General features: G+C 74.2%; 22 protein-coding genes. 11 read left to right on the plus strand and 11 right to left on the minus strand.

Annotated features, from left to right (window positions below):
* Positions 1-41: 41 nt before the first annotated feature.
* The 4 genes from AD017_RS03685 to AD017_RS03700 all read left to right on the plus strand — a co-directional run bounded on the left by AD017_RS03685 (position 42) and on the right by AD017_RS03700 (position 3,826).
* Entirely contained in the window at positions 42-1,697 is a 1,656-nt protein-coding gene (locus tag AD017_RS03685; protein WP_060572876.1) for a class I adenylate-forming enzyme family protein, read from the plus strand.
* A complete protein-coding gene (locus tag AD017_RS03690; RefSeq protein WP_010224941.1) occupies positions 1,694-2,521 on the plus strand; it encodes an enoyl-CoA hydratase/isomerase family protein in 828 nt (275 codons plus the stop codon). Before AD017_RS03685 ends, AD017_RS03690 begins: the two co-directional genes overlap by 4 nt.
* Positions 2,522-2,678: 157 nt before the next feature.
* Entirely contained in the window at positions 2,679-3,065 is a 387-nt protein-coding gene (locus AD017_RS03695) for a hypothetical protein (protein ID WP_139317202.1), read from the plus strand.
* 119 nt (positions 3,066-3,184) lie between these two features.
* On the plus strand, positions 3,185-3,826 hold the full coding sequence (locus AD017_RS03700) for a hypothetical protein (protein WP_060572879.1): 642 nt from the start codon (positions 3,185-3,187) through the stop codon (positions 3,824-3,826).
* Between the two features lie 70 nt (positions 3,827-3,896).
* Here AD017_RS03700 and AD017_RS03705 read toward each other — a convergent pair whose 3' ends face one another.
* On the minus strand, positions 3,897-4,265 hold the full coding sequence (locus AD017_RS03705) for a hypothetical protein (protein ID WP_010238659.1): 369 nt from the start codon (positions 4,263-4,265) through the stop codon (positions 3,897-3,899).
* Positions 4,266-4,391: 126 nt separating this feature from the next.
* Between AD017_RS03705 and AD017_RS03710 the strand changes: the two genes are divergently transcribed.
* Complete coding sequence (locus tag AD017_RS03710; RefSeq protein ID WP_075314092.1) at positions 4,392-5,384, plus strand: sugar-binding transcriptional regulator; 993 nt, start codon at positions 4,392-4,394, stop codon at positions 5,382-5,384.
* 4 nt (positions 5,385-5,388) lie between these two features.
* Here the strand turns inward: AD017_RS03710 and AD017_RS03715 are convergent, their stop codons facing one another.
* Genes AD017_RS03715 through AD017_RS03725 form a run of 3 tightly spaced genes read right to left on the minus strand, consistent with a single transcriptional unit; the run spans position 5,389 to position 9,392 of the window.
* Entirely contained in the window at positions 5,389-6,399 is a 1,011-nt protein-coding gene (locus AD017_RS03715) for a LacI family DNA-binding transcriptional regulator (protein ID WP_060576215.1), read from the minus strand.
* A 51-nt stretch (positions 6,400-6,450) separates the two neighbouring features.
* Entirely contained in the window at positions 6,451-8,004 is a 1,554-nt protein-coding gene (locus AD017_RS03720; protein WP_060572883.1) for a DASS family sodium-coupled anion symporter, read from the minus strand.
* Entirely contained in the window at positions 8,001-9,392 is a 1,392-nt protein-coding gene (locus AD017_RS03725; protein ID WP_082399035.1) for a lyase family protein, read from the minus strand. Before AD017_RS03725 ends, AD017_RS03720 begins: the two co-directional genes overlap by 4 nt.
* A 501-nt stretch (positions 9,393-9,893) precedes the next feature.
* On the opposite strand from AD017_RS03725, the gene AD017_RS03730 reads away from it, so the two are divergent.
* Both AD017_RS03730 and AD017_RS03735 read left to right on the plus strand, forming a co-directional pair.
* Positions 9,894-10,742 (plus strand): GAF domain-containing protein, encoded by an 849-nt coding sequence (locus tag AD017_RS03730; protein ID WP_060572885.1) that lies wholly within the window; start codon positions 9,894-9,896, stop codon positions 10,740-10,742.
* A complete protein-coding gene (locus tag AD017_RS03735) occupies positions 10,691-11,455 on the plus strand; it encodes a GAF and ANTAR domain-containing protein (protein WP_060572886.1) in 765 nt (254 codons plus the stop codon). The genes AD017_RS03730 and AD017_RS03735 overlap by 52 nt, the downstream gene beginning before the upstream one ends.
* A 5-nt stretch (positions 11,456-11,460) precedes the next feature.
* Here the strand turns inward: AD017_RS03735 and AD017_RS03740 are convergent, their stop codons facing one another.
* The 3 genes from AD017_RS03740 to AD017_RS03750 form a co-directional block, all read right to left on the minus strand.
* Positions 11,461-12,420 carry a YhjD/YihY/BrkB family envelope integrity protein gene (locus tag AD017_RS03740; protein ID WP_060572888.1) on the minus strand — a complete coding sequence of 320 codons (960 nt, stop codon included), beginning with the start codon at positions 12,418-12,420 and terminating at the stop codon, positions 11,461-11,463.
* A 173-nt stretch (positions 12,421-12,593) separates the two neighbouring features.
* Positions 12,594-13,577: an AraC family transcriptional regulator gene (locus AD017_RS03745; RefSeq protein WP_060572890.1), complete on the minus strand. Its 984-nt coding sequence runs from the start codon at positions 13,575-13,577 to the stop codon at positions 12,594-12,596.
* Positions 13,578-13,657: 80 nt separating this feature from the next.
* Positions 13,658-15,496: a PP2C family protein-serine/threonine phosphatase gene (locus AD017_RS03750; protein ID WP_060572892.1), complete on the minus strand. Its 1,839-nt coding sequence runs from the start codon at positions 15,494-15,496 to the stop codon at positions 13,658-13,660.
* Between the two features lie 157 nt (positions 15,497-15,653).
* Between AD017_RS03750 and AD017_RS03755 the strand changes: the two genes are divergently transcribed.
* A complete protein-coding gene (locus AD017_RS03755; RefSeq protein ID WP_060572894.1) occupies positions 15,654-16,382 on the plus strand; it encodes a GAF and ANTAR domain-containing protein in 729 nt (242 codons plus the stop codon).
* 8 nt (positions 16,383-16,390) lie between these two features.
* Here AD017_RS03755 and AD017_RS03760 read toward each other — a convergent pair whose 3' ends face one another.
* From AD017_RS03760 to AD017_RS03770, 3 genes are all read right to left on the minus strand, one after another.
* Positions 16,391-16,711, minus strand: coding sequence for a hypothetical protein (locus tag AD017_RS03760; RefSeq protein ID WP_010224721.1), 321 nt, complete (start codon positions 16,709-16,711; stop codon positions 16,391-16,393).
* Positions 16,708-17,052 (minus strand): STAS domain-containing protein, encoded by a 345-nt coding sequence (locus AD017_RS03765; RefSeq protein WP_010224722.1) that lies wholly within the window; start codon positions 17,050-17,052, stop codon positions 16,708-16,710. Before AD017_RS03765 ends, AD017_RS03760 begins: the two co-directional genes overlap by 4 nt.
* Before the next feature lie 268 nt (positions 17,053-17,320).
* Complete coding sequence (locus tag AD017_RS03770) at positions 17,321-18,142, minus strand: alpha/beta hydrolase (RefSeq protein ID WP_010224723.1); 822 nt, start codon at positions 18,140-18,142, stop codon at positions 17,321-17,323.
* 226 nt (positions 18,143-18,368) lie between these two features.
* Between AD017_RS03770 and AD017_RS03775 the strand changes: the two genes are divergently transcribed.
* Together AD017_RS03775 and AD017_RS03780 are read left to right on the plus strand one after the other, a co-directional pair.
* On the plus strand, positions 18,369-19,592 hold the full coding sequence (locus AD017_RS03775) for an IS110 family transposase (protein WP_060572134.1): 1,224 nt from the start codon (positions 18,369-18,371) through the stop codon (positions 19,590-19,592).
* A 168-nt stretch (positions 19,593-19,760) separates the two neighbouring features.
* On the plus strand, positions 19,761-20,798 hold the full coding sequence (locus AD017_RS03780; RefSeq protein WP_060572896.1) for a helix-turn-helix domain-containing protein: 1,038 nt from the start codon (positions 19,761-19,763) through the stop codon (positions 20,796-20,798).
* On the opposite strand, the gene AD017_RS03785 is transcribed toward AD017_RS03780, so the two are convergent.
* Positions 20,700-21,545, minus strand: a complete 846-nt coding sequence (locus tag AD017_RS03785; RefSeq protein WP_145984101.1) for an alpha/beta fold hydrolase — start codon at positions 21,543-21,545, stop codon at positions 20,700-20,702. The genes AD017_RS03780 and AD017_RS03785 overlap by 99 nt on opposite strands.
* A gap of 488 nt (positions 21,546-22,033) precedes the next feature.
* Between AD017_RS03785 and AD017_RS03790 the strand changes: the two genes are divergently transcribed.
* Positions 22,034-22,540 carry a DUF6328 family protein gene (locus AD017_RS03790; RefSeq protein WP_060572898.1) on the plus strand — a complete coding sequence of 169 codons (507 nt, stop codon included), beginning with the start codon at positions 22,034-22,036 and terminating at the stop codon, positions 22,538-22,540.
* The last annotated feature ends 9 nt before the right edge of the window (positions 22,541-22,549 follow it).

The following is a 22,549-nucleotide window of genomic DNA, read 5'->3' on the forward strand; positions in this document are numbered from 1 at the left end:
CCGCCCGGCCCGCACCTGACGCCCTCGACGAGGAGGAGCCGATGTACACCTACGACCCCGCACCCTTCCGGGAGTGGTTCGAACGCGACTTCACCTACCTGGCCGGGTTCCGGCGCACCGTGCGCCGCTTCGGCCGCCGGACCGCCGTCGTCGACCCGGCCACCGGTGACCGGCACACCTACGCCGACCTGGCCGCCCAGGTGGACGCCCTGGCGGCCGGCCTGCTCGACGCCGGCGTGCGGCCCGGCGACGTCGTCGCCTACCAGCTGTTCAACACCGCCGACTTCGCGCGCCTCTACCTGGCCACCCAGGCCGCGGGCGCGGTCGGGGCACCGGTCAACTTCCGGCTCGCCGCGGGCGAGGTCGCGCACGTCCTCGACGACAGCGGGCCACGGGTGTTCGTGTACGACACCGAGCTGGCCGGCACCGCGCGCGACGCGCTGGGGATCGCCGTGCACCGCCCGGAGCTGCTCGTCGCCGCCGGGGGCGGGGAGCCGCTGCCCGGGTCGGTCCGGATCGGCGAGCTCGCCCGGCCCGGCGAGGTGCCCCCGGAACCGGCGCGCACCACCTACGACGAGACCACCCGGCTCTACACCTCCGGCACCACCGGCATGCCGAAGGGCGTGCCGCTGAACAGCCTCGTCGAGGTGTTCAGCGCGCACGACGTGCTCATGCACTTCCCGCTGGGCCCGGGCGACCTGACGCTGAACATGACGCCGTGGTTCCACCGCGGCGGGCTCTACGCCGGTGGGCCGAACCCGGCGTTCTACGTCGGCGCGGGCGTCGTCCCGCTGCGGGCGTTCGACCCGGACCGGGTGCTGGACCTGGTCGCCGAGCACGGCATCACCTACCTGGTCGGCGCCCCGACCAACCTGGAGATGCTCTCCCACGCCCAGGCCGGGCGGGCCCGGGACCTGTCGTCGCTGCGCGGCGTCGTCACCATGGGCGCGCCGCTGGAGCGCGACGCGTGCCTGCGCTACCAGGAGCTGCTCACCCCGCGGATCTTCAACGGCTACGGCACCACCGAGACGTTCTGGAACACCTTCCTGCGCCCCGACGACCTGCCCGGGCACGCCGGGACCACCGGGCGGGCCTGCACCGACGACGACGTCCGCGTGGTCCGCATCGACGACTCCGGCCGGGCCGACCCGGACGATCCCGCCGCCCGTGACGGCCAGGAGATCGGCGAGGTCGTGGTGCGCTCCCCCAAGGGCGGCTACGCCTACACCGGCGGCGCCGACCCGGGGAAGTTCGCGGGCGGCTGGGTCCGGCTCGGCGACCTCGCGACCTGGGACGCCGACGAGTTCGTCACCGTCGTCGGCCGCAAGGACGACATGCTCGTCTCCGGTGGCGAGAACGTGCACCCCGCGCAGGTCGAGGAGGCGCTGAACCAGCACCCCGGGATCGCCGACTCGCTCGTCGTCGGCGTGCCCGACGCGCGGTGGGGACGCCGCGTCGTCGCCTACGTGGTGCGCGCCGATCCCGGCCTGACCGCCGACGACTGCGACCGGCACTGCCGCGCCCACCCGATGCTGGCCGACTTCAAGCGCCCCCGCGGCTACCGCTTCGTCGACGAGCTGCCGCGCAACGCGACCGGGAAGAAGATCCACTACAAGGCGGTGGCCCAGGCCGCCGACGACGACGCCGGCGGCCTCTTCGAGACCGTCACCACCCGTCCGGAAGGAACACCACGATGACCACGACGACAACGACGACCCTCGACCCGAGCTCCTACTCCCAGCTGCTGTTCGAGCGCCGCGACGACGGCGTCCTGCTCATCACGATCAACAACCCGGAGAAGTACAACGCCACCGACGAGCAGCTGCACGGCGAGCTCGCCCGGGTGTGGAACGACGTCGCCCGCGACGACGAGACCCGGGTCGCGGTGATCACCGGTGCCGGCAAGGCGTTCTCCGCGGGCGGCGACCTGGGCATGGTCGAGCGGATGGCCGGTGACCACGAGCGCGTCTCGCACATGCTCACCGAGATGAGCGACCTGGTCTACAACATCATCAACTGCGAGAAGCCGGTCGTCTCCGCGATCAACGGCGTGGCCGTCGGCGCCGGTGTCGTCGTGGCGTTGCTGGCCGACATCGCGATCTGCGCCGAGGACGCGAAGATCGGTGACGGCCACGTCAGGCTCGGGGTGTCGGCCGGGGACCACGCCGCGATCATCTGGCCGCTGCTGGCGGGGATGGCGAAGGCCCGCTACTACCTGCTCACCGGCGAGATGCTCTCCGGCGCCGAGGCCGAGCGGCTGGGCATGGTCGCCAAGGCGCTCCCCCGCGACCAGGTCCTCGACGAGTCGCTGCGGGTCGCGCACGAGCTGGCCACCGGGTCGCAGCAGGCGATCCGGCTCACGAAGCGCTCGCTGAACAGCTGGCTGCGCAGCGCCGGACCGACCTTCGACCAGTCGGCCGCCTACGAGATGCTCTGCTTCCTCGGCCCGGACGTCGTCGAGGGCGCCGCGGCGCTGCGCGAGAAGCGCCGGCCCGACTTCCCCTCGGCGAGGCGCCCCTGACACCCGATCGGTGGGGGCGTGAGAGCGCCCTCACCGCAATTCCTGCGTACTTTCACGCTTCAGGTCGTGTTTAACCGGGTTCGCGCCGGGAAGAATGATACGCGGGCCGCACCACCGGGGGGCGGCGTACCGGAAGGGGCAACGGACCGTGAGCGCCGTGAGCACCGGTAGGACGAACGCCGTCATGGCCGTGGTCCGGGTCGAGGCCCCGGCCGGGGCCGAGGCGCACACCGTGGAGGCCGAGCTGACCCGGGCCCTGCACGCCCGGCAGAAGCGCCCGATGACGGTCGAGCTGTCGCTGGCCGACGGCACCGGCCCGTGGCCCCGGCGCGGCCCGGCGCGGTACGCGTTCGTCGCCGTCCTCACGATGGCGGGCCGGTCGGTACCGGAGCGGCTGCACCGCAAGATCGAGAAGACCGCCCGGAAGGCGCTCGAGCGGCGCTTCGGGTGCCCGGCACGGGCACGGGTGCGCACCGAGCTCTCCGACGCCGAGGCAGGCGCCTACTGGTTCAGCCTGCGCGGCACCCCGCACCGCCAGGCCTGACCGGGCGTGCCGGGCCGCTGCCCGCGCGTGTCGCGCTGACCGGAAACGGAAACTTGTCCGGACGTCTGCCCAGGTAGGGGGCCCGTAGGCGGTCCGGTGACCTGACGTACGGTGCGGCCATGGCTACCGAGACGACCCGAGACACGGAGACCACGCCGGCCGACACGGACACGGCCGGGACCGACGGCGCCGGCACCGAGTCGACGACGACGGCCACCACCGAGACGGCCACCGCCGGGGCCGACGAGAAGACCGGTGAGAAGTCCGGCGACACGGTCACCGGGAAGGCCGCCGAGCCCGAGAAGGCCGCCGAGACCACCGGGACCGGTGCCGGCGCGGCCGCGACCTCCGGCGGGCTCGTCGCCGGTGCCGGCGCGGTCGTCGGTGCCGCGCTCGGCCTGGTGTCGCTGACCGGCACCCAGCTCACCGACATGCTCCGCGACCGGCAGAGCCTGATCGGCCAGATCGAGGCCGCGACCGGCCTGCCCGGCAACCAGATCGAGGCGTTCTACGGCGCCCCGTGGCACACCGCGGCGCTGGCCAACGGTGTGTTCGCGATCCTCGCCGTGATCGTGGCCGGCGCGATCGCGTTCGGCCCGGCGGCCCGCCCCGGTGCGGCCGCGTGGGCCCGCCCGGTCGCGCTCGGCGGGCTCGTGCTCGGCGTGCTGGGCCTGCTCGTCGCGGGCGGGATGTACCTCGACGTGTTCGCCGCGCAGCCGGTGCTGCCCGCGATGCCGGGCATGCCCGGCATGGGCGGCTGACACCGCACGGACCCGGCCCGGGCCCGTCACCCCGCGTGGGTGGCGGGCCCGGCGTGTGTCCGGGGGTGGGTCAGGCGGGCCGCGCGCCCGGCGCGGACAGCACGAGCAGGTCCAGCAGGCCCGCCGCGCCCGTGCCGAGGACCTCCACCGCGAACGTCCGCCCCCGCCCGAGGTGCACGACCTCGTTCGGCGACAGCACGGCCGTGACGCCGCCGTCGACCGTCACGCGGGCGTGCCCGGTCAGGACGACGAGCAGGCGGTCCTCGGTCGAGGCCGGTCCGCACCACGGCGCCGGGCCGGGCACGAGCGACAGCCGCTCGAGCGCGACGTCGCCGTAGCCGTCGTCCGGACCGACGAGCAGCTGGTGGGCGGGCGCCGGGCCGGACGGCCCGTTCGGGGCGCCCCACCGCACGACGCGATCGACAGCGGTGGCGGTCATGTCACCCTCCCGGTGCTCGGTGACTCAGATGAGCGGAACACTCCGTGTTCCGCCACTCGGCCAGTAGAGGGTTTCGGGGTCCGACGGGTCAACTCGACCGGTGAAATGGTGGGCTAGGGTGCTCAGATGAGCGCCACTGCCGGGGACTCCGGGCCGGACGACCGGTGGGGGCCCGCCCGCAGGTTGCTCGCCGCCGACGTCGCCGACCGGTACTTCGCCGCCGGCCAGACGAAGATCACGATCGCGGCGGAGCTGGGGCTGAGCCGGTTCCAGGTGGCCCGGCTGCTGGACGCGGCCCGCGAGCGTGGCCTGGTGCGCGTCGAGATCGACGCGGGCCCGGACGTCGACCGGGCCCGCTCCGCCGGGCTGCGTGCGGCCTACGGGCTGCGCCGCGCGCTCGTCGTCCCGCCGGGGCCGGCGCGCTCGGTCCCGGTGCGGGTCGCCGCGCTGGCCGCGGATCTGCTGCGCGAGACCGTCGGGACGGGTGACGTGCTCGGGCTGGCCTGGTCGCGCACGGTCAACGACGTCGTCGAGCACCTCCACCGGCTGCCCCGCTGCCAGGTCGTCCAGCTGTGCGGGGCGTACTCGCTGCCGTGGCGCCGCGACGGGTCGGCGACCGCGGTCTACCGGGCCGCCGCGCTGTGCGGCGGGGACGCCTTCCCGATCTACGCCCCGCTCGTGCTCCCCGACCGGGACTCGGCGACCGCGGTGCGGTCCCAGCCGGGTGTCGCGGACGCCGTCGCCCGGTTCGCCGAGCTCGGCACCGCCGTCGTGTCGGTCGGCGCCTGGCGGACCGGGCACTCGACGGTGCACGACGTGCTGACGGCGGCCGAGCGGAAGCGGCTGGGCGGGCGGGGCGCGTGCGGCGAGATCGTCGGGCTGCTGGTCGACGCCGACGGACGGGTCCTGGACACCCCGCTGGCCCAGCACGTCGTCGCGGTCGGCGAGGCCGAGCTGCGCGCCGCACGGGAGGTCGTCGCGCTGGTGCGGGACCCGGAGCGGGCCGACGCCGTCGACGCGGTGCTGCGGTCCGGGCTGGTGCACACCCTCGTCGCCGACGCCGGCACCGCCGATGCGCTGCTGCGGCTCACCGCGGAGCGACCGGTGCCCGGGGTGTGAGCCGCTACGGCCGGGCCGGGACGGCGCCGGTGACGGATCCCCGGATCCGGAGCTCGCCGGGCAGCCGGATCGTCCCGCCCGCCGGGCCGGGCTCCTCCCCCATCGCGGCGATCAGCTCGTGTGCGGCCCGCCGGCCCATCTCGGCCAGCGGCGGCGCGAACGTGGTGATCCCCGGCTGCCAGATCGCGAACCACTCGGGGTCGCCCAGGCCGGCCAGCGACAGGTCCGCGGGGATGCGGACCTCGTGCTCGCCCGCCCAGCGCAGCACACCCATCACCAGCCGGCTGCTCAGCGCGACGACCGCCCCCGGGAGGTCGCCTGCGGTCCGGGCCATCGCCGCGGCCCCGCCGTCGGCACTGAACCCGGTGACGAGCACCCGGTAGCGGGCGCCGCGGGGCCCGTCCTCGGCGAGACCGGCCGCGTCGGCGGCCGTGCGGAACCCGGCGAGCCGTTCGGCGCTGGTAGACAGCTCGGGTGCGCCGACCAGCACGGCGAGGTCGGTGTGGCCGGCGGCGATCACGTGCCGGGTCAGCTCCGCGACCCCGGCGACGTCGTCGCTGACGACGGCGGGCGTCCCGGCGGTACCGGTGTGCCGGTTGAGCTGGACGACGGGGAGCCCGGGCGGTGCGACGCCGCCGGGGTCGACCGGGACGTGGACGACGCCGTCGACCTGGCGGTCGAGCATCGTCTCCCAGGCGTGCCGTTCGGCGTCGGCGCTGTTGCCGGTCGCGACGACGAGCAGCTGGTACCCGGCGTCGGCCAGCTCGGCCTGCAGGACCGCGGCGCTCGCCGTGTAGAACTCGTTGTGGATGTCGGGGAGCATCAGCCCGACGACCAGGCTGCGCCGCTCGCGCAGGGCGCGCGCGGCGGCGTTGCGCCGGTAGCCGAGCTCACCGGCGGCGTCGAGCACGCGGCGCCGGGTCGCGTCGTCGACGTAGCCCTTCCCGCTGATCGCGCGGGAGGCGGTACCGACACCGACCCCGGCCAGCCGGGCGACGTCCGCGAGGGTGCTCACGGTGTCGAACGTACTGACCGGGGCCGGGTGACCGGGCACGCGCTCAGGTCCTCACTGCAGGGCCAGCCCGATCATCGAGCCGATCCCGACGGTGGCGAGCAGGATCAGCGGGATCGTCGCCAGGTCGGCGACCACCCCGGTGCGGATCATGCGGATCATCGGGACGTAGCCGGATCCGTGGACGATGGCGTTCGGGGGCGTCGAGACCGGCAGCATCGCGCCGGCGTTGCCGCCGAAGATCGCGGCCATCGCGGGGATCAGCGGGTCCACCCCGATGGCCACGGCGATCGGGATGACGATCGGCACGACGATGCCGACCGAGGCGGTGTTGCTCGTCGTCTCCGAGATGACCATGCCGAGGACGACCGCGACCAGGCAGAGCAACAGGGTGGACTGCACGCCGGTCAGGTCCGCGACGGCGGCGCCGAACGAGTCCGCGAGGCCGGTCTCGCTCATCATCCGGCCGATGGTCAGTCCCACCCCGACCAGGACGACCGTGCCCCAGTCGATCCTCCCGGCGTCGGCCCAGGAGAGCGTCCGCTCCCCGCCGCCCGCCGGGAGGAAGAACAGCAGGCCCGCGGTGGCGACCACGACCGCGCCCTCGTTGAGCCGGTCCAGCACGGTGGCGAGCACCGTGTCCGGCGGGACCGCCCCGAGGGTCTCCAGCAGCGACGGCGTCACCCACAGGACGACGGTCAGCGCGAAGGTCCACAGGACGTTCCGCTCGCCGGTGCTCATGCCGCCGAGCTCGCGGTGGGCCGCGCGGAAGTGCTCCTGGCCTCCGGGGATGTGCCGGGTCTCGGGCCGGTTGAGCAGCACGAGCGCGGTGAACACGACCACGCCGAGCGCGACGACGTACGGCGCGGACAGCGCGAGCCAGTCGAACAGCGGGATCTGGTAGCCGGTCATCTCCTGGACCGCGCCCCGGCCGATGACGTTCGCGATCCCGGTGATCGGGGTGAGCACCGAGCCGACCCCGGCGCCGTAGGCGATCGCCAGCATCAGCATGCAGGAGAAGCGCGTCCGGTGTCCCCGCACCTCGGGGTTCTGCTCCTGGACGAGGTCCCCGACGGTGCGGACGACGCCGACGCCGATCGGCAGCAGCATCGCCGCGGTCGCCGAGGCGGAGACCAGGGTGGCGAGCACCGTCGCGACGACACCGAACGCCAGCGCCGTGCGATAGGTGCTGTTCCCGACGCCCAGGAGTGCGAGCACCCGCAGCGCGAACCGGCGGTCGAGCCCGTGCACCGTCATCGCGCGTGCCAGCAGGAACGCGCCGATCACGAGGAACACGGTCGGCGAGCCGAAGGCGCCGAACACCTCGGACGCGGAGCCGACGCCGAGCAGCACCAGCAGCGCGATCCCGATCAGGGCGGTCGCCGCGATCGGGATCGTCTCGCAGATCCACAGCAGGACGACGAACGCCAGCACCGCGAGCATCCCGCGCTGGTCGGCGGAGAGGTCACCGGGCCAGAGCAGGGCGAGCGCCATCAGCGGGAGGACCGCCCATCCGCCGATCCGCGAGCGGATCCGGTCGAACCGGTTCTCCGGGCCCTCGGCGTCGCCGTCGGCCGGGGCGGGCGCGGAGGTCGTGGGGGCGGTCACGACGCCGTCCCCCGGCCGCTCGCGGCCAGGGCCGGGACGGCGGTCCAGCCACGGACCGCGGCGGCGGAGATCCGGGACGCCTCGCCGACGTAGTCGTCGGCGGTGACGAGCGGGTCGGGCAGCAGCGCGGCACGGCCCTGCTCCTCGGCGACCTCGGGCAGCACCTCGGCCAGGGTCCGGCCGTCCCGGCGGGCGCGGGCGGCGGCCTCGTACACCAGGTCGTGCGCGTGCTCGCGGCCCATCGCGCCGGCCAGTGAGATCATCTGGGCCTCGGCCATGACCAGCCCCCCGTCCTGCTCCAGGTTGGCGCGCATCCGGCCGGCGTCGACCCGCATCCCGCGGACGACGACGAGCGTCTCGGCCAGCGCGGTCCCGGCCAGCACCGCGAGCTGCGGCAGCACCTGCCACTCGATCTGCCACTCGCCGGCGGCCCGCTCGTGCCCGGCCTCCTGCATCCTCGCCAGCGACGACGCCAGCGCCCCGGCCGTCCCGGACAGCCCGATCACGATCTCCGAGGAGATCGGGTTGACCTTCTGCGGCATCGTCGACGACGCGCCGCGGTGGCTCTCGAACGGCTCGAAGACCTCGCCGATCTCGGTCCGCGACAGATCGACGACGTTGCGGGCGAGCTTCGCGCAGGTCGCGGTGACGGTCGCACAGAGCCAGCCGAACTCGGCGACGCCGTCGCGGTCGACGTGCCACGGCACGTCGGTGTGGTGCAGGCCGAGCAGCTCCGCGGTCGTCGCGCGGACCTCGGCGGAGCGCGGGCCGAGCGCGGCGCCGGTGCCGCCGGCGCCGAACAGCGAGACCAGCGCGATCCGCGGGGCGGCCTGGGCGAGACGCTCGCGCTGGCGGGTGAACTGGGCGAGCAGGGTCGCGAGCGTGGCACCGAACGTCGTCGGGACGGCCTGCTGGGCGTGGGTGCGGGCCGCCATCACCGTACCGGCGTGCTCGGTGACCCGATCGGCCAGCGCGTCTCCGAGCGCACCGAGGCGACGGTCGAGGGCGGCCAGCGAGCGCGCCATCTGCAGGGCGAGACCGGTGTCCATGATGTCCTGGGTCGTCGCGCCGTAGTGCACGCGGCCGTCCGGCCCGGGCGGCAGCGACCCGCAGATCTCGCGGACCAGGCCGAGGATCGGGTAGCCGACGTTGCGGGCGGTCTTCCAGACGGCGTCCTGGTCGATGTTGTCCAGGTGCGCGGCGGCGACGATCGCCTCGGCGTCGTCCGGGGCGATCACGCCGTGCCGTGCCTGGGCCTGGGCCAGTGCCCGTTCGGCGGCGAGCCAGCTCTCGATCGAGCTCTGCTCGGAGAAGATCTCCAGCTGCTCCTCGTCACCCGCGAGCTGGGTGAGCAGGGAGAACGGGGACCGACCGGCGGTCGGGGTCATCGTCGAACCTCCATGGCGCGTCGCTGCACCACTCCGCGTCGAGCGGTGTGGAATGCATTCCACTATGGGATCGATTCCACACTCCGTCAAGACCTGTCCCGGCCGTAGACGCCGGGACGCCGCGTGCCTCACACTCGTCGGGTCGCCGGCCCCGGACACGTCCTCCTCCGCCGCGCGGCAGTGCCACCGGCCCGCGCGACGCCCCTGTCCCCGCCGTCGCCGCACCCGGCCCGTTCCGTGCCGCACGCCGTCCCGGACGGCCGCGCGATCGCCGTGCGCCGGCTCGGGCGGATCCGGTCGGTTCGTGGATACCCTTGACGCTCGGCGGACAAGTGCCGGAGCGTGGGCACCGACGGAGAGACGGCGGTGGGCGACCCCGCGGTCGTACTCCGCACCCGCGCCGAGGGCTGGAGGCCCGATGGACCGGAGGTACCGGACCCGACCGGAGCCGTCCCGCCCCGGCCGGGCGGAGAACGGAACGACCGGGTGGGGGGACGACCCGTGGTCGACCTCGGCCGGCTGAGCCGCGACCTGGCGGCGGCGTCGGAGGTGGCCGGGCCGGACGCCCCGATGGCGGTCTGCGAGGCGTGCGTGTCCTGGCTCCCGATGACCGGTGCGGCGGTCACCGTGATGACCGGGCAGGAGCAGCAGGAACTGGTCTGCGCCACCGATCCGGTCGCCGCACGGATCGACGAGCTCCAGTTCGCCTTCGGGGACGGGCCCTGCCTCACCGCCTTCCGCACCGGGCGCGCCGTGCTCGTGTCCGACACGACCGACCCGTCCGACCGGCGGTGGCCGCTCTTCAGCGCCGCCGCGGTGGAGACCGGTGCCCGTGCGATGTTCGTGTTCCCGCTGCAGATCGGGGCCGCGCGCGTCGGGGTGCTGGACTGCTACCGCACCGAGGCCGGGCCGCTGAGCAGCGCGGAGCTGGCCGGTGCGCTCCGTGCCGCGGACGTCGCCGTCTGGACGTTGATCGACCGGATGGACTGGGCCGGAGCCGCGGCCGACGACCTGCCCGGCGGCCCCCCGGGCAGCGGGACCCCCGTGCTGGGCGGGGGACTCGCCGCGGCGGCGCCACCCCGGGCGGAGGTGCACCAGGCGACCGGGATGCTCGTCGCGCAGGCCCGGGTGAGTGCCTCCGTCGCGCTGGCCCGCTTGCGCGCGGCGGCGTTCGCCACTGAACTGTCCCTCGGACAGGTCGCGGCCGAGGTCGTGGCTCGCCGTCTGCGGCTGACCCCCGACGGCGCGTGGCAGCCCGACCTGTCACGGGTCGCGCGCGGCGTCGAGGAGGGACCGCCATGGCCGGAGAGTCACCAGCACGGTCGCCCCGGGAACGGGAAGGGCCGCTGATCGAGGCGTTCGTGCGGCTCGCGGACACCCTGGTCGACGACTACGACGTGATCGACCTGCTCAAGGGCCTGTGCGACGACTGCGTCACGCTGCTGGGCGCCGACGCCGCGGGCCTCGTCCTGACCGACCGGCGCGGGGCGCTGCAGGCCGTCGCCGCCTCGGCCGAGGCCGCGAACCTGCTCGAGCTGTTCCAGATCCAGGCCGACCAGGGGCCGTGCCTGGACTGTTTCCGGACGACCAGGCAGGTGCGCTCGCCCGATCTCCGGCGGGACCGTCGCTGGCCGGCGTTCGCCCCGCGGGCGCGCGCGGCCGGCTTCCTCGCGGTGCACGCCCTGCCGATGCGTCTGCGTGGCCTCACCATCGGCGCGCTCAACCTCTTCCACAGCACACCGGTCGCGATGCCGGTGGGTGACCTCCGGGTCGGGCAGGCGCTGGCGGACGTCGCCACCATCGGCATCCTGACCGACCGCACCTCCCGGGAGCGGGAGCTCCTGACCGGGCAGCTGCAGGCCGCGCTGTCCAGCCGGGTCGTCATCGAGCAGGCCAAGGGTGTCCTGGCCGAGCGCGGTGGCGTCACGATGGACGACGCCTTCACCCGGCTGCGCGCGTACGCGCGGTCCACCAAGCAGCAGCTGTCCGCGGTCGCCCGCGGCATCGTCGAGGGCCGCGTCGACACCACCGTGATGCTCCCCCGCCGCGACGACGACCGCTGAGGAGCTCAGGCGCGCGCCCCACCGATCGTCCGCGGGGTGGTCGCGTCACCGTCGTCGGGCTCGGACTCGGACTCGGGCTCGGGGTCCGGGTCCGGGTCCGGGCGGGTCGCCGGAGAGCCGGGGACGGGTGCTCCCGCCAGCTCCGCACCGAACACCGCGGCGCCGACGAGCAGGTAGGCCAGGACCAGCAGCCACGAGACCAGCACGAACGCCACACCGAGGACGCCGAACCGGTCGGCCTGCTCCCCCACGGCGAGCCGCAGGTAGGGCCCCGACAGCAGGGTCGCCAGCGTCTGGCCGACGCCCGTCACCACTGCGCCGGGCAGGAGTCGGCGCAGCGTGACGCGGTCACCGACGAGCAGCCGCTGGATCGGCAGCCACAGCACCGCCGCGATGAGGGCCTGCACGGCGAGCGCGGCCACGGGGTGCGGGCCCTCGTCCGACGGCGCGAACACGACCGCCGCGAGCACGGCCGCCACGAGCGCGACGACCGCGAGCAACGCGTGCAGGAACCCGCGCAGGCCGAGCGGGCTGAGCACCCAGGCCGAGACGTAGAGCCGCTGCAGCGTCCGCGTGAACCCGATCCCGGTCATCACGACGAGCACGACGCCGCCGACCGCCCCCGGGGTACCCGCCTGCCGGGGCCGCGCGACGAGCTCCCGCACCGCCTCGGCCCCGTCGCCGGTCAGCCCGAAGCGGTCGATCAGGTAGGTCACGGCCGCCCCCTGGTCCACCGGGAAGTAGGCGAGCGTGAGCAGCGCCGCCGGGACGAGGGCCACGAACGCCTGCGCCGCCAGGGCCAGCGCCCGGTCGTATCCGCTGGCCGCGACGAACCGGACCACGAGGCGCCCGGCGAACCCGGCCTGCAGGGTGGCGACCGACGCCCGCACGCTCCGGTGCGGCCTGCCGGACCGGTGGGGCCGGCGTGGCCTGCGGGACCGGCCGGCCGGGATCAGCCGGCGCATGCGGGCGGCTGCCGGGCCGGTACCGGCGGGCCGTCGTGCACGCCGTTCCGCGAGTGCGGGTCCCGGGAGGCCGTGACGGGCTCGGTCATCGTCTGCCTCCGGGGGACTCGGCGTGCTCCGACCCTGCCGCAGGCGGGCGTCCCGCTCGTCACCCGGCACGGGTGAGGACAGGGCTACCGCCGCAGCGTCGCGCTCGGGGAACAGCCGTAGGCGTGGCGGTACTCGACCGAGAACCGGCCCGAGTGGGCGAACCCCCACCGGGCCGCGATCGAGCCGACCGTGTCCCCCGAGGTGGGGTCCGCGGCCCGCAGATCGGCGTGCGCGCGGGCCATCCGGACCCGGCGCAGCTCCTCCAGCGGCGTGCCACGGCGGTGTCTGCGGAACATGTGCTGCAGCCCGCGGACGCCGATCCGGGCCGCCGCGGCGATGTCGTCGACCCCGATGTCCTCGCCGGCGTGCTCGTCGATGTAGGCGAGGGCCCGCCGCAGGACGGCCGGATCCGCCCGGCCCCCCGCGTCGGCGCGCTCCCCGGCCCGGGCGAGCCCGACGTTCGGGAACACGACGAGCGTCGCGGTGGCCAGCGCGCGGGTCGCCTCGGCGAGGACGAGCGGGTTCGCCGCCACCGCGTCGTCGCCCAGGACGTCGTCGCGCAGGTGGGCGACGACGCCCTGCCAGTACCGGGCCGCCTCCGGCGAGACCGGCGCCGTCGAGGTGAAGCGGGTCGGTGGCGCCTCGGTGCCGAACGCCGACCGGGCGGCCCGGTCCATGAGCGACGACGTCAGCGACACGGTGCGGACGTCCACGTCCGCGAGGCGGCAGGTGATCTCACGCCTCGGCAGCATCGTCGGTGTGCCCAGGCCGGGGGTGACGATCTCCCTGCCGTCCCGAAGACACACCCGGCCACCGGCGTAGGTGGCCAGGTGGAACTGCCGGTCCTGCGGCGGCACGCCCATCTCGGCGGCCGCGCCGTACCGCGTCCGTGCGAGCACCACGTCGCCGGTCCGGACACCGGTGAGTGCGAGGCGGAAGTCGTCGAGGTTCCTGGACGTGCGGACCGCGAAGTCGGTGTAGGTCGCGCGGAGCACCTCGTGCGAGTACTCCGGATCGGACGACCTCACGTCGAACCGCGAGACCGGTGACGTCACCGGTTCGGTCATCGGACCTCCTCGGAACGGGGACGGCGTGTACCCGAGGAACCGCGGGCCAAACCCCGGGAGCGCCGCCGGTCCGGGCCCGGTCAGCCGGGCGGGAAGCGGATCGCGAACGCGACGACGTCGTCGTCCGCCCCCGGGGCGAGCGTCTCGACGGCGATGTCGGCGATGTCGTCCACGGACCGGTCGGACACGCCCTCCAGCAGCTCGACCAGGGCCGCCGTCCCGGTGTCGAGGTCGCTGCCGCGCTTCTCCACCAGACCGTCGGTGTAGAGGAACAGCGTGCTGCCGGGCGCGAGGTCCCGGTGGTGGTCGTGGCGGGCGCCGGGTCCGGCGAGGTCGTACCCGAACAGCACGTCGTGCTCGCTGAGCAGCTCGGCGGTGCCGTCGGGGTGCAGCAGGACGGGTGGCGGGTGGCCCGCGTTGACCCACGTCATCGACCAGCGGCCCGCCGGGTCACGGCGCAGGTGGACGACGACGGTCGTACCGGCGGCACCGAGGTCGAGCCCGCTGTTCGCCGCCTCGAACGACTCCAGGATCGCGGTGGGCGGTCCTCCGGGGTTGTCCCAGGTGGCCTGACGCAGCATCGAGCGAGCCTGCCCCATCAGGGTGACCGCGGTCACCGAATGGCCGACGATGTCACCGACCGACACCGCGAACAGGTCGTCGCGGGGCCGGTCGGGATCGGTCTTGGGGACGACGTCGTACCAGTCGCCGCCGACGTACTCCCGGGAGTCGGCCGGACGGTAGCGGGCGGCCATGGGCAGGCCGTCGATCTTCGGCAGCGTCGTCAGCATGGCGTTCTGCATCTCGTGCGCCACCGCGGTGCGGTGGTCGAGCCGCCGGGCCCTGGCCAGCGCCTGGGCGGCGTAACCGGCGATGGTGGCGATGGTCAGGAGGTCGGTCGGTTCGACGGCGTCGGGCGTGGTCCACCCGAGCACGAGGGAACCCGGCGCGCCGGCCGCCGAGGGCAACGGCACGGAGACCACGGAGTGCAGGCCGAGGTCCCGGAGCCGGTCACGGACGCCCCGCGGGAACTCCCGGTCGAACTCCGCGCGACCGCGGAAGTACTGCACGCCGTCGCGGCGCCCGCCGTCCGGGGCGGCCAGCACGGACCCGGCGAACCGCAGCGGACCCGGATCGTCGTCCGCGGTCCGCTCGGGGGCGAACTGCTGCAGACCGCCGCGCTCGTCGGTCACGACGACCGTCAGGAGCGCGGGGTCCAGCGCCTCCCCCAGGAGGTCCTCGATGCGGGACCGGACGTCGTCGACCGTCGTCGTGCCGGTGAACGCCTGCGACGCCGACAGCAGCATCTGGCTGCGGTCGAACGCCCGGCGGTGGCCGGTCGCGATCTCGTCGCGCCGGTCGATCTCGATACCGGCGTCCTGACGGGACAGCCGCAGCCGCAGGTCCGTGGAGCACGCCCGGCCGACGTTGAACAGCGTCCGGATCTCGTCCGGATCCCAGCTCCGCGGACGGTCGTCGGCGACGACGAGAGCGCCGAGGACGTGGCCGTGGCCGTCGGTCAGGGGTGCGGCGGCGAGGGCGACGGCCCCCGGAGCCACGGTACGGAGCGCCGGGAGGACGTCCGCCCCTCGGGCGTCGTCGACCACGACAGCGGTCGCCAGCTCGGCGGCGTGCCGGCACACCGGCCGGGTCAGCGGCACCGACCGGGGCGGGGCGGCCGGTCCGGTCCCGCCCGCCAGGCCGGGGACGACCAGCCGGGCCGGGTGGACCAGCAGGACGGCCGCCAGCGGGACACCGACGGAGGTGCGGACCCACTCCGCGTGGAACTGCATGTGCGGGTCGGGCGCGCCGGACAGACCCGACGCCGCGAGCGCCGCCAGCCGGTCGGGCGCGCAGACCGCCTCGCAGGCGGTGTGGTCGCCGCCGTCGGCGGGACACGTCGTGGACAAGGCGTTCATCCTGCTCCTGCGGGGCCCTCTGGTCGGCCGCCCATTCTGCCAAACCGGCCGGGAGGGGGGCACGCCTTCCCACCCGACGCGGGGTACCGCCACCGCTCACGTCACCGGGCCTCTCGCTCCTTGGATAAACGCTGCCGTGAGCGGATAGTCCCTGTACGTGGACACCCACCAGCCCCCCGGCAGCCACGAACCGCTACAGGCGGTCCTCGACCGGATCGCCACGCAGCTGACCAGCGGTGTCTCCCGGCAGTGCGGACCGCGCAGCCGGGTGCTGCTCGAGCACCTGACCGCCGCGGCGGTCGCCACCATCCCCGGCGCCGACTACGCCGGCCTGACGGTGCACGACCACGACGGTCTGTCGTCCCGCGCACCCAGCCACCCCGACATCACCCAGCTCGACCAGCTCCAGGTGACCCTCGGCGAGGGGCCGTGCGTCGAGGCGGTCGCGCCGGGCACCGCCGCACGGGTCGTCGTCGACGACTTCCGCGACGAGCGACGCTGGCCGCGGTTCGCCACCGCCGCCGCGGAACGCGGGGTGCGCAGCCTGCTCTCCCACCGGACGGCGCCGCACGACGGCACCCGCGCGGCGCTCAACCTCTACAGCGTGACACCCCGCGGGTTCGACGAGGAGAGCCGGGAGATCGCGGGCGTGTTCGCCTCGCACGCCGCCGTCGCGCTCTACGGCGCCACCGACATCGCGAACCTGGAACGCGCCCTCGCCACCCGCGACCTCATCGGGCAGGCCAAGGGCGTGCTGATGCAGACCTACCAGCTCGACGCCGACCAGGCGTTCAGCCTGCTCACCCGCTACTCGCAGCACACCAACAGCAAGCTGCACGACGTCGCCCGCCGGATCACCGAGAGCGCGGTGCACCCGCGGCGGTGACCCGCGGTTCACCGACCGTCGATCGGCAGTGTCCGGGCGACGAGCACCCGGTGCTCGGCCCACCGGTCCAGCCCCTCGCGGACCGTCGGCAGGTCGGCAGGCCGCCGGCCGCGCAGGTGTTCCTCGTAGCGGCGGCGGCGTCCGCCGACCGGGCCGGGATCGGTCCGGCTCCAGAGCAGGAAGCCCTCGACGACGATCCGGATCCGGCGCCGGGCCGTCTCGTCCAGCGACCGGGTGGCCAGCCAGGCGACGAACGGTGCGAGCTGGTCGGCGACCACCCGGTCCAGCGCTCCTCCGTCGTCCTTCGCCGGCGCGTCGTCGTGCGTCACGGTCGTCCGCCTTCCGGGGCCGTCGGGAGTCCCGGCGGGCGCACCGCGGGGAACACGAGATCGGGCGCCAGACGCAGCGTCCGCGCCGCGGGTGCGGCGTCGTCGAGGACCACCCGCAGCTCTGCGTCCAGGCAGGCGGCCCGTTCCGCGGCCGCGCGGAGGACCTCCAGTCCGCAGGCGCCGAGGAAGCGGACCTCGTCGAGCTCGACGAGGATCCGGTGTCCGTGCGAGGCGGCGACGACGTCGAGGAGCGTCCGCGCGACCGCGTCCGCGGTCGCGAGGTCGATCTCCCCGGACAGCCGCACGACGGTCGTGCCGGGTCGCAGCCGTTCGACGGCCACCCGTGCCCCCTCCGGGACCGCCGCCGGCGCAGTGGGGGCAGCGCATCCGGAGGAGTGCCGTGCTGCGTCGGAACCGTTCATGTGACACCGCCCGAACAGGGGGTACGCAGACCGTGCGTGACCCGGGGAACGTTCAGGGCGTCGTGGTTTGAGCCCGGACGCGGGAGCCGCGCCGACCCGTCCGAAGATCGAGCCTGTTACCCCGGTCACACTATCCGGTCGGCGTCTGCGATGTCCACAGCACGAACAGGCTGCGTCCGCCGGACCGTCAGCTGCGCACCGGCACCACGGCGTGCCGGACCGCCCAGGCGAGGACGAGGTCGGCGATCTCCTCCCAGCCCGGCGCCGCGGGCAGCAGGTGCGGTCTGCCGCCGAACTCGACGACCTCGGTGACCGTGGACGTGCCCCGGTAGTGGGCGGCGTTGGACCACTGCACCTTCGGCGGCATGATCTTGTCCTCGCTCCCGCCGACGAACAGCAGCGGCGCCCGGTCCTCGTTGCGGTAGTCGACCCAGGTGCCCTGGTGGCCGGGGGTGAGGTTGGCCAGCGCGGTCTCGAACAGGATGCGGCCCGACACCGGGACCGCGTAGCGCTCGTAGAGCGCGCGGGCCTCGTCCTCGGGGAAGGTGTTCGTGAACGCGTAGTTCCACTGCTCGAAGTCGTAGCGCACCGCCCGGTGCCGGTTCCCGGGGTTCTTCAGCACCGGGAAGGTGGCCTTCACCTGGGACAGCGGGACCACCGGCACGCCCTCGGTCGGCGCCGAGTTCAGCGCGACCCCCGCGGCGCCGAAACCGTGGTCCAGCAGGATCTGGGTGAACGCTCCCCCCGCGGAGTGGCCGATCAGGATCGGGGGCGCCGACAGGCCGCGGACGACCTCCGCCAGCCGGTCCACGATCGCCGGGATCGTGACCTCCTCGACCGGGGAGGGGTCGGCGTTGAGCGACTCCACCTCCGCCTCGAAGCCCGGGTAGGCGGGGGCGATCACCCGGTAGCCCCGGCTCTCGTAGTGGGCGATCCAGTTCTCCCACGACCGGGGCGTCACCCAGAAGCCGTGGATCAGGACGATCGTGTCGGGTGCGGCGTGCGTCATGCGAGGTGTCCCTAAGGTCGTAGGTGTTCGGGGTTGGTGCCCCGGATGCCCGGGACGACGGGGTGTGGCTGATGAGGTGTTGTCGCTTCGGTGGCTCGGAAGGAATGGCCGCCCCGTCGTGCTGGACAGGCCTGGCCACTGATTCGGATCTGTGCGGACCGTCGCTGATTAGGGACCTGATGGCGGGTTGTCCACGGGCGTGACCTGCAACGACAGGAGCCTGCGCGTGGCGCAACGGCCAGTGATCTGGATCGGGATCGACGTCGGGAAGAGGACGCACCATGCGTGCGCGATCGATACCGACGGCAAGGTGGTGTTCTCCCGCAAGGTCAGCAACGACCAGGCCGCGATCGAGGCGTTGCTGGCCCGCGCTGCGGAAGCGGCCCAGGACGTGCGGTGGGCCATCGACCTGACCTGCAGCTATGCGGCGCTGCTGCAGGTGGTCCTCACCGCGGCCGACCAGCAGGTGGTCTATGTCCCCGGTCGGGTCGTCGACCGGATGAGCGGCGTGTTCCGGGGCGAGGCCAAGACCGACGCCCGTGACGCGAAGGTCATCGCCGAGACCGCCCGCATGCGCGGCGCCGACCTCACCACGGTCACCGCCACTGATGAGACCACTGCCGAACTGGCCCGGCTCGTGGCCCATCGCGAGGACCTGATGGCCGACTGGGTGCGCGGGGTCAACCGGCTGCGTGACCTGCTCGGGTCGATCTTTCCCGGTCTCGAGGCGGCATTCGACTATTCCACCCGCAGCGCTCTGGTGCTGGTCACCGGGTTCCAGACACCCCAGGCCCTCCGGGACGCCGGCGAGGCAGGGGTGATCGAGTACCTGCGTGCCCATCGGGCGTGGGCACCGGGTATTGCTGCGATGGCCGCCACCGCGGTCGAGGTCGCCCACGCCCAGACCGTGGCACTGCCCAGCGAGACGCGGACCGCGATCCTTGTTGCCGGCCTGGCCCGACGACTGCTGGAACTCGACCGGGAGATCAAGGACACCGACAAGCTGATCACCACCGTGTTCCGCTCCCACCCGGACGCGGCGATCATCGAGTCGCTGCCCGGTCTCGGACCCATCCTGGGCGCGGAGTTCCTCACCGCCACCCACGGCGGTGTCGGCCCTGAACTGGGCGGATTCACCTCTCCAGGGCGGCTGGCCTCCTACGCCGGACTCGTCCCGGTGCCCCAGGACTCCGGCCGGATCAGCGGGAACCTGCGTCGCCCACGACGCTACAACCGCCGCCTGCGGCGAGTGTTCTACATGGCCGCACTGTCCAGCCTCAAGGTCAATGGCCCGTCCCGGGCCTTCTACCAGCGCAAACGCAGCGAAAGAATGCTTCATACCCAGGCTCTGCTCGCCTTGGCCAGACGCCTGGTCGACGTCCTGTGGGCCCTGCTGCGTGACCGGAGGATGTTCACCATCACCGCACCACAACCCGCTATCGCGGCTTGACACGGTCATTCGGATTCCTTCCGGTCGGTCCGGTGGCACTGCGACCGGAACGAAGGTAGGAACAGGGCACGGACCGGACAGCTCCTGTCTGCGGGGTCCTTGTCCCTGGGCGCGCGATCCGGGCGGCGCCCGTGTAGCACCGGCGGGTGCGGCGGCGAGTCCCCGGAGATGCTGCTGCTCGACTCGCGCACCGTGCCCGAGCAGGACCGCGCCGGGACCGTCGCGAGCCGGCTGGCCGAGGCCAGCGGCGCGACCGTCACGCTCGCCCCGCACGAGCGCCTGCACGCGCGCATGGAGCTGTGGCGGCTCGGCAGGCTGGGCCTGTTCCGCAACGAGTCGTCCGGGCTCGCGATGTCCCGCGACGAGCGGCAGGCACGGCGGGACGGCGGGCCGGTCGTCGCACTCGCCGTCCAGGAACGCAGCAGCGCCCGGCACGAGCAGTTCGGCCACCGCCACGACGTACCGGCGGGCGGGCTGATGCTGGTGGACCTCTCGGCCCCGTTCGCGTTCTCCTGGAGCGCCCGGGGCGCGTCGCGGGCGCTGCAGATCCCGCGGGACGCGCTGGAGCTCCCCGCCGACGTCATCCGCGCGGCGGCGCCACGGCTCGGCCGGAGCCCGCTGTCCGACCTGGTGACACGGCACGTCGTCGACCTGTTCCAGCAGGCCGGGCACCTCGCCGACCGTCCGGAGGCCGCCGCGGTCGGCGGCGCGAGCATCGACCTCGTCCGGGCCCTGCTCTCGTCGGCCGCGGACGGTCCGGCCGCGCACCGCGACGCCGTGCACGAGACCCTGGCGACGCAGGTCCGCGAGGTCGTGCGCCAGAACCTCCGGCGCCCCGACCTGGGCCCCGAGCTGGTCGCGGCCGCGCTCAACATCTCGGTCCGCCACCTCTACGAGGTCTGCTCCCGGGCCGGCATCAGCCTGGAGCAGCTCGTCATCACGCGGCGGCTCGACGGGGCGCACCAGGAGCTCGCCGGCCCCGGCTCGTCGCACCGGACGATCGGCGCGATCGCCCACGGCTGGGGCTTCCGGGACCCCGCCCACTTCAGCCGCAGGTTCAAGGCCGCGTACGGCATCACCCCGCGGGAGCGGCGCGCCCGTACGGGATCAGGACGCGGACCGCACGGCGGCGAGCACGTGGGCGGTCAGCGCCTCCGGGGCGTCGAGCTGGATCAGGTGCCCGGCCCCGGGGACCAGGTGCAGTGACGACCCCGGGATCGCGGCGGCCAGCCGGTGCGCCCGGTCCACCGGGATCCAGGTGTCCTCGGTGCCCCAGACGATCCGGACCGGCAGGTCGAGCTCGCCGTAGCGGGGCTCGATCTCGTCGGTGAACCGCTCGTCGGCCTGGGCGATCTGCCGGTAGAACGCGGCCTGCCCCGCTGCCGGGAGCCAGGGTCCCACCAGCATGTCCTCGTCGTCGGCGCGCAGCTCGCGGTGGGCGGCCCCACGGACGTAGGCGCGCACCAGCGCCTCGTGCAACGGGGCGGGGAGACCGGCGAACGCCGCCACGTGGTCCCGGACCAGCCGGAAGAACGGCGATCCCCACGGGGCGAGCGCGACGACGTCGACGAGCGTCAGCGACGCGTACGCCGCGCCGTGCAGCAGGTGGGCGCGCAGCGACACCGCGCCCCCGTAGTCGTGCGCGACCACGTGCGGGCGGTCCAGGCCCCAGCGCTCCAGCAACGCCGCCAGCACCCGCCCCTGGGCCGCCAGCGACACGTCCGATCCCTCGGCCATCGACGACGCGCCGTAGCCCGGCATGTCCCAGAGGTACACCCGGAACTCGGTGGCCAGTACGGCCGCGATCGGCGCCCACAGCCGCGACGACCAGGGCGTCCCGTGGCAGAACACGAGCGGCGGGCCGTCGCCGGACACCGACCAGCGGATCCGGTGCCCGTCGACGTCGATCTCGTCGGCCGGGTCCGGGACCGTGTCGGACGTGCGGTCGGCCATCAGCTCGATGCCTCCTGGTTCGGCGACAAGTGGCACCGGAACGGTACGGGGCGGCCCGCCCGTCCGGGGTCCCGTCGCAGGTGCCCGATCCCGGCCACCCGTTCGGACGCACCATTCGGGACCACGGTTGCGTCCGCTTCGACCTTGACCTGTCCGGATCGCGTTTCACCTGGTCAAGTCGGTTGTGGATCCTTGACCGTCGAATTCGGTCGGCGCTACGTTCTCCGGTCTGAACGGCAGGGTGACGGCCGGTGAACGGAGGTGATCCCCCCATGGGCAAGAAGAAGAAGGACAAGAAGAAAAAGAAGTGACGTGACGGTCCGGCACCCCCGCGGCGAGGTCCTCGTCGTGGGCGGTCCCGGATCCCGTCCCACCGCTCCGCGCGAGCCCCGATGGAGCGGGAAGGACGGTTGCGGCGTGCATGGGCCGCGTCACAGCGGGCACTCCGTCACCCCGACGAGTGACAGACCGCCGCTGCTGGAGGCCCCGTGCCCTACCCGACGACGACCCCGGACCACGAGACCGGCACCGACGGCTGGAACCAGGCCGAGCGGTCCGAGTCGCCGCTGCGGCGCGCCGACCGCAACTTCGTCGAGCTCCTGCAGGAGCTGCGGGTCGTCCTGACCGGGGTCCAGATCCTCTTCGGCTTCCTGCTCACGGCGTCGTTCACCGAGCGGTTCACCGAGCTCGACGCGGTGCAGCGCGGCCTGTTCGTGACGACGCTGCTGTCGGCGGCGCTGAGCTCGGTGCTGCTCGTCGCGCCGGTCGCGGCCCACCGGCGGGTCTTCCGGAAGGGACTCAAGCCCGAGCTGGTCCGGTGGGCGCACCGCCTCACACAGGTGGGGCTCGTGGCGCTGGCGCTCACCCTCGTCTCCGGGCTCGTGCTGGTGCTGGACCTCGCCGTCGGACGGATCGGGGCGCTCGCCGGCGGTACGGGCCTCGCCGCGATCGTCGTGGGGTTGTGGGTGGTGAGCCCGGCCCGGCGGGCGCGGTGACGGACGGGC

Source organism: Pseudonocardia sp. EC080619-01 (assembly GCF_001420995.1).
Classification (GTDB): Bacteria; Actinomycetota; Actinomycetes; order Mycobacteriales; family Pseudonocardiaceae; genus Pseudonocardia.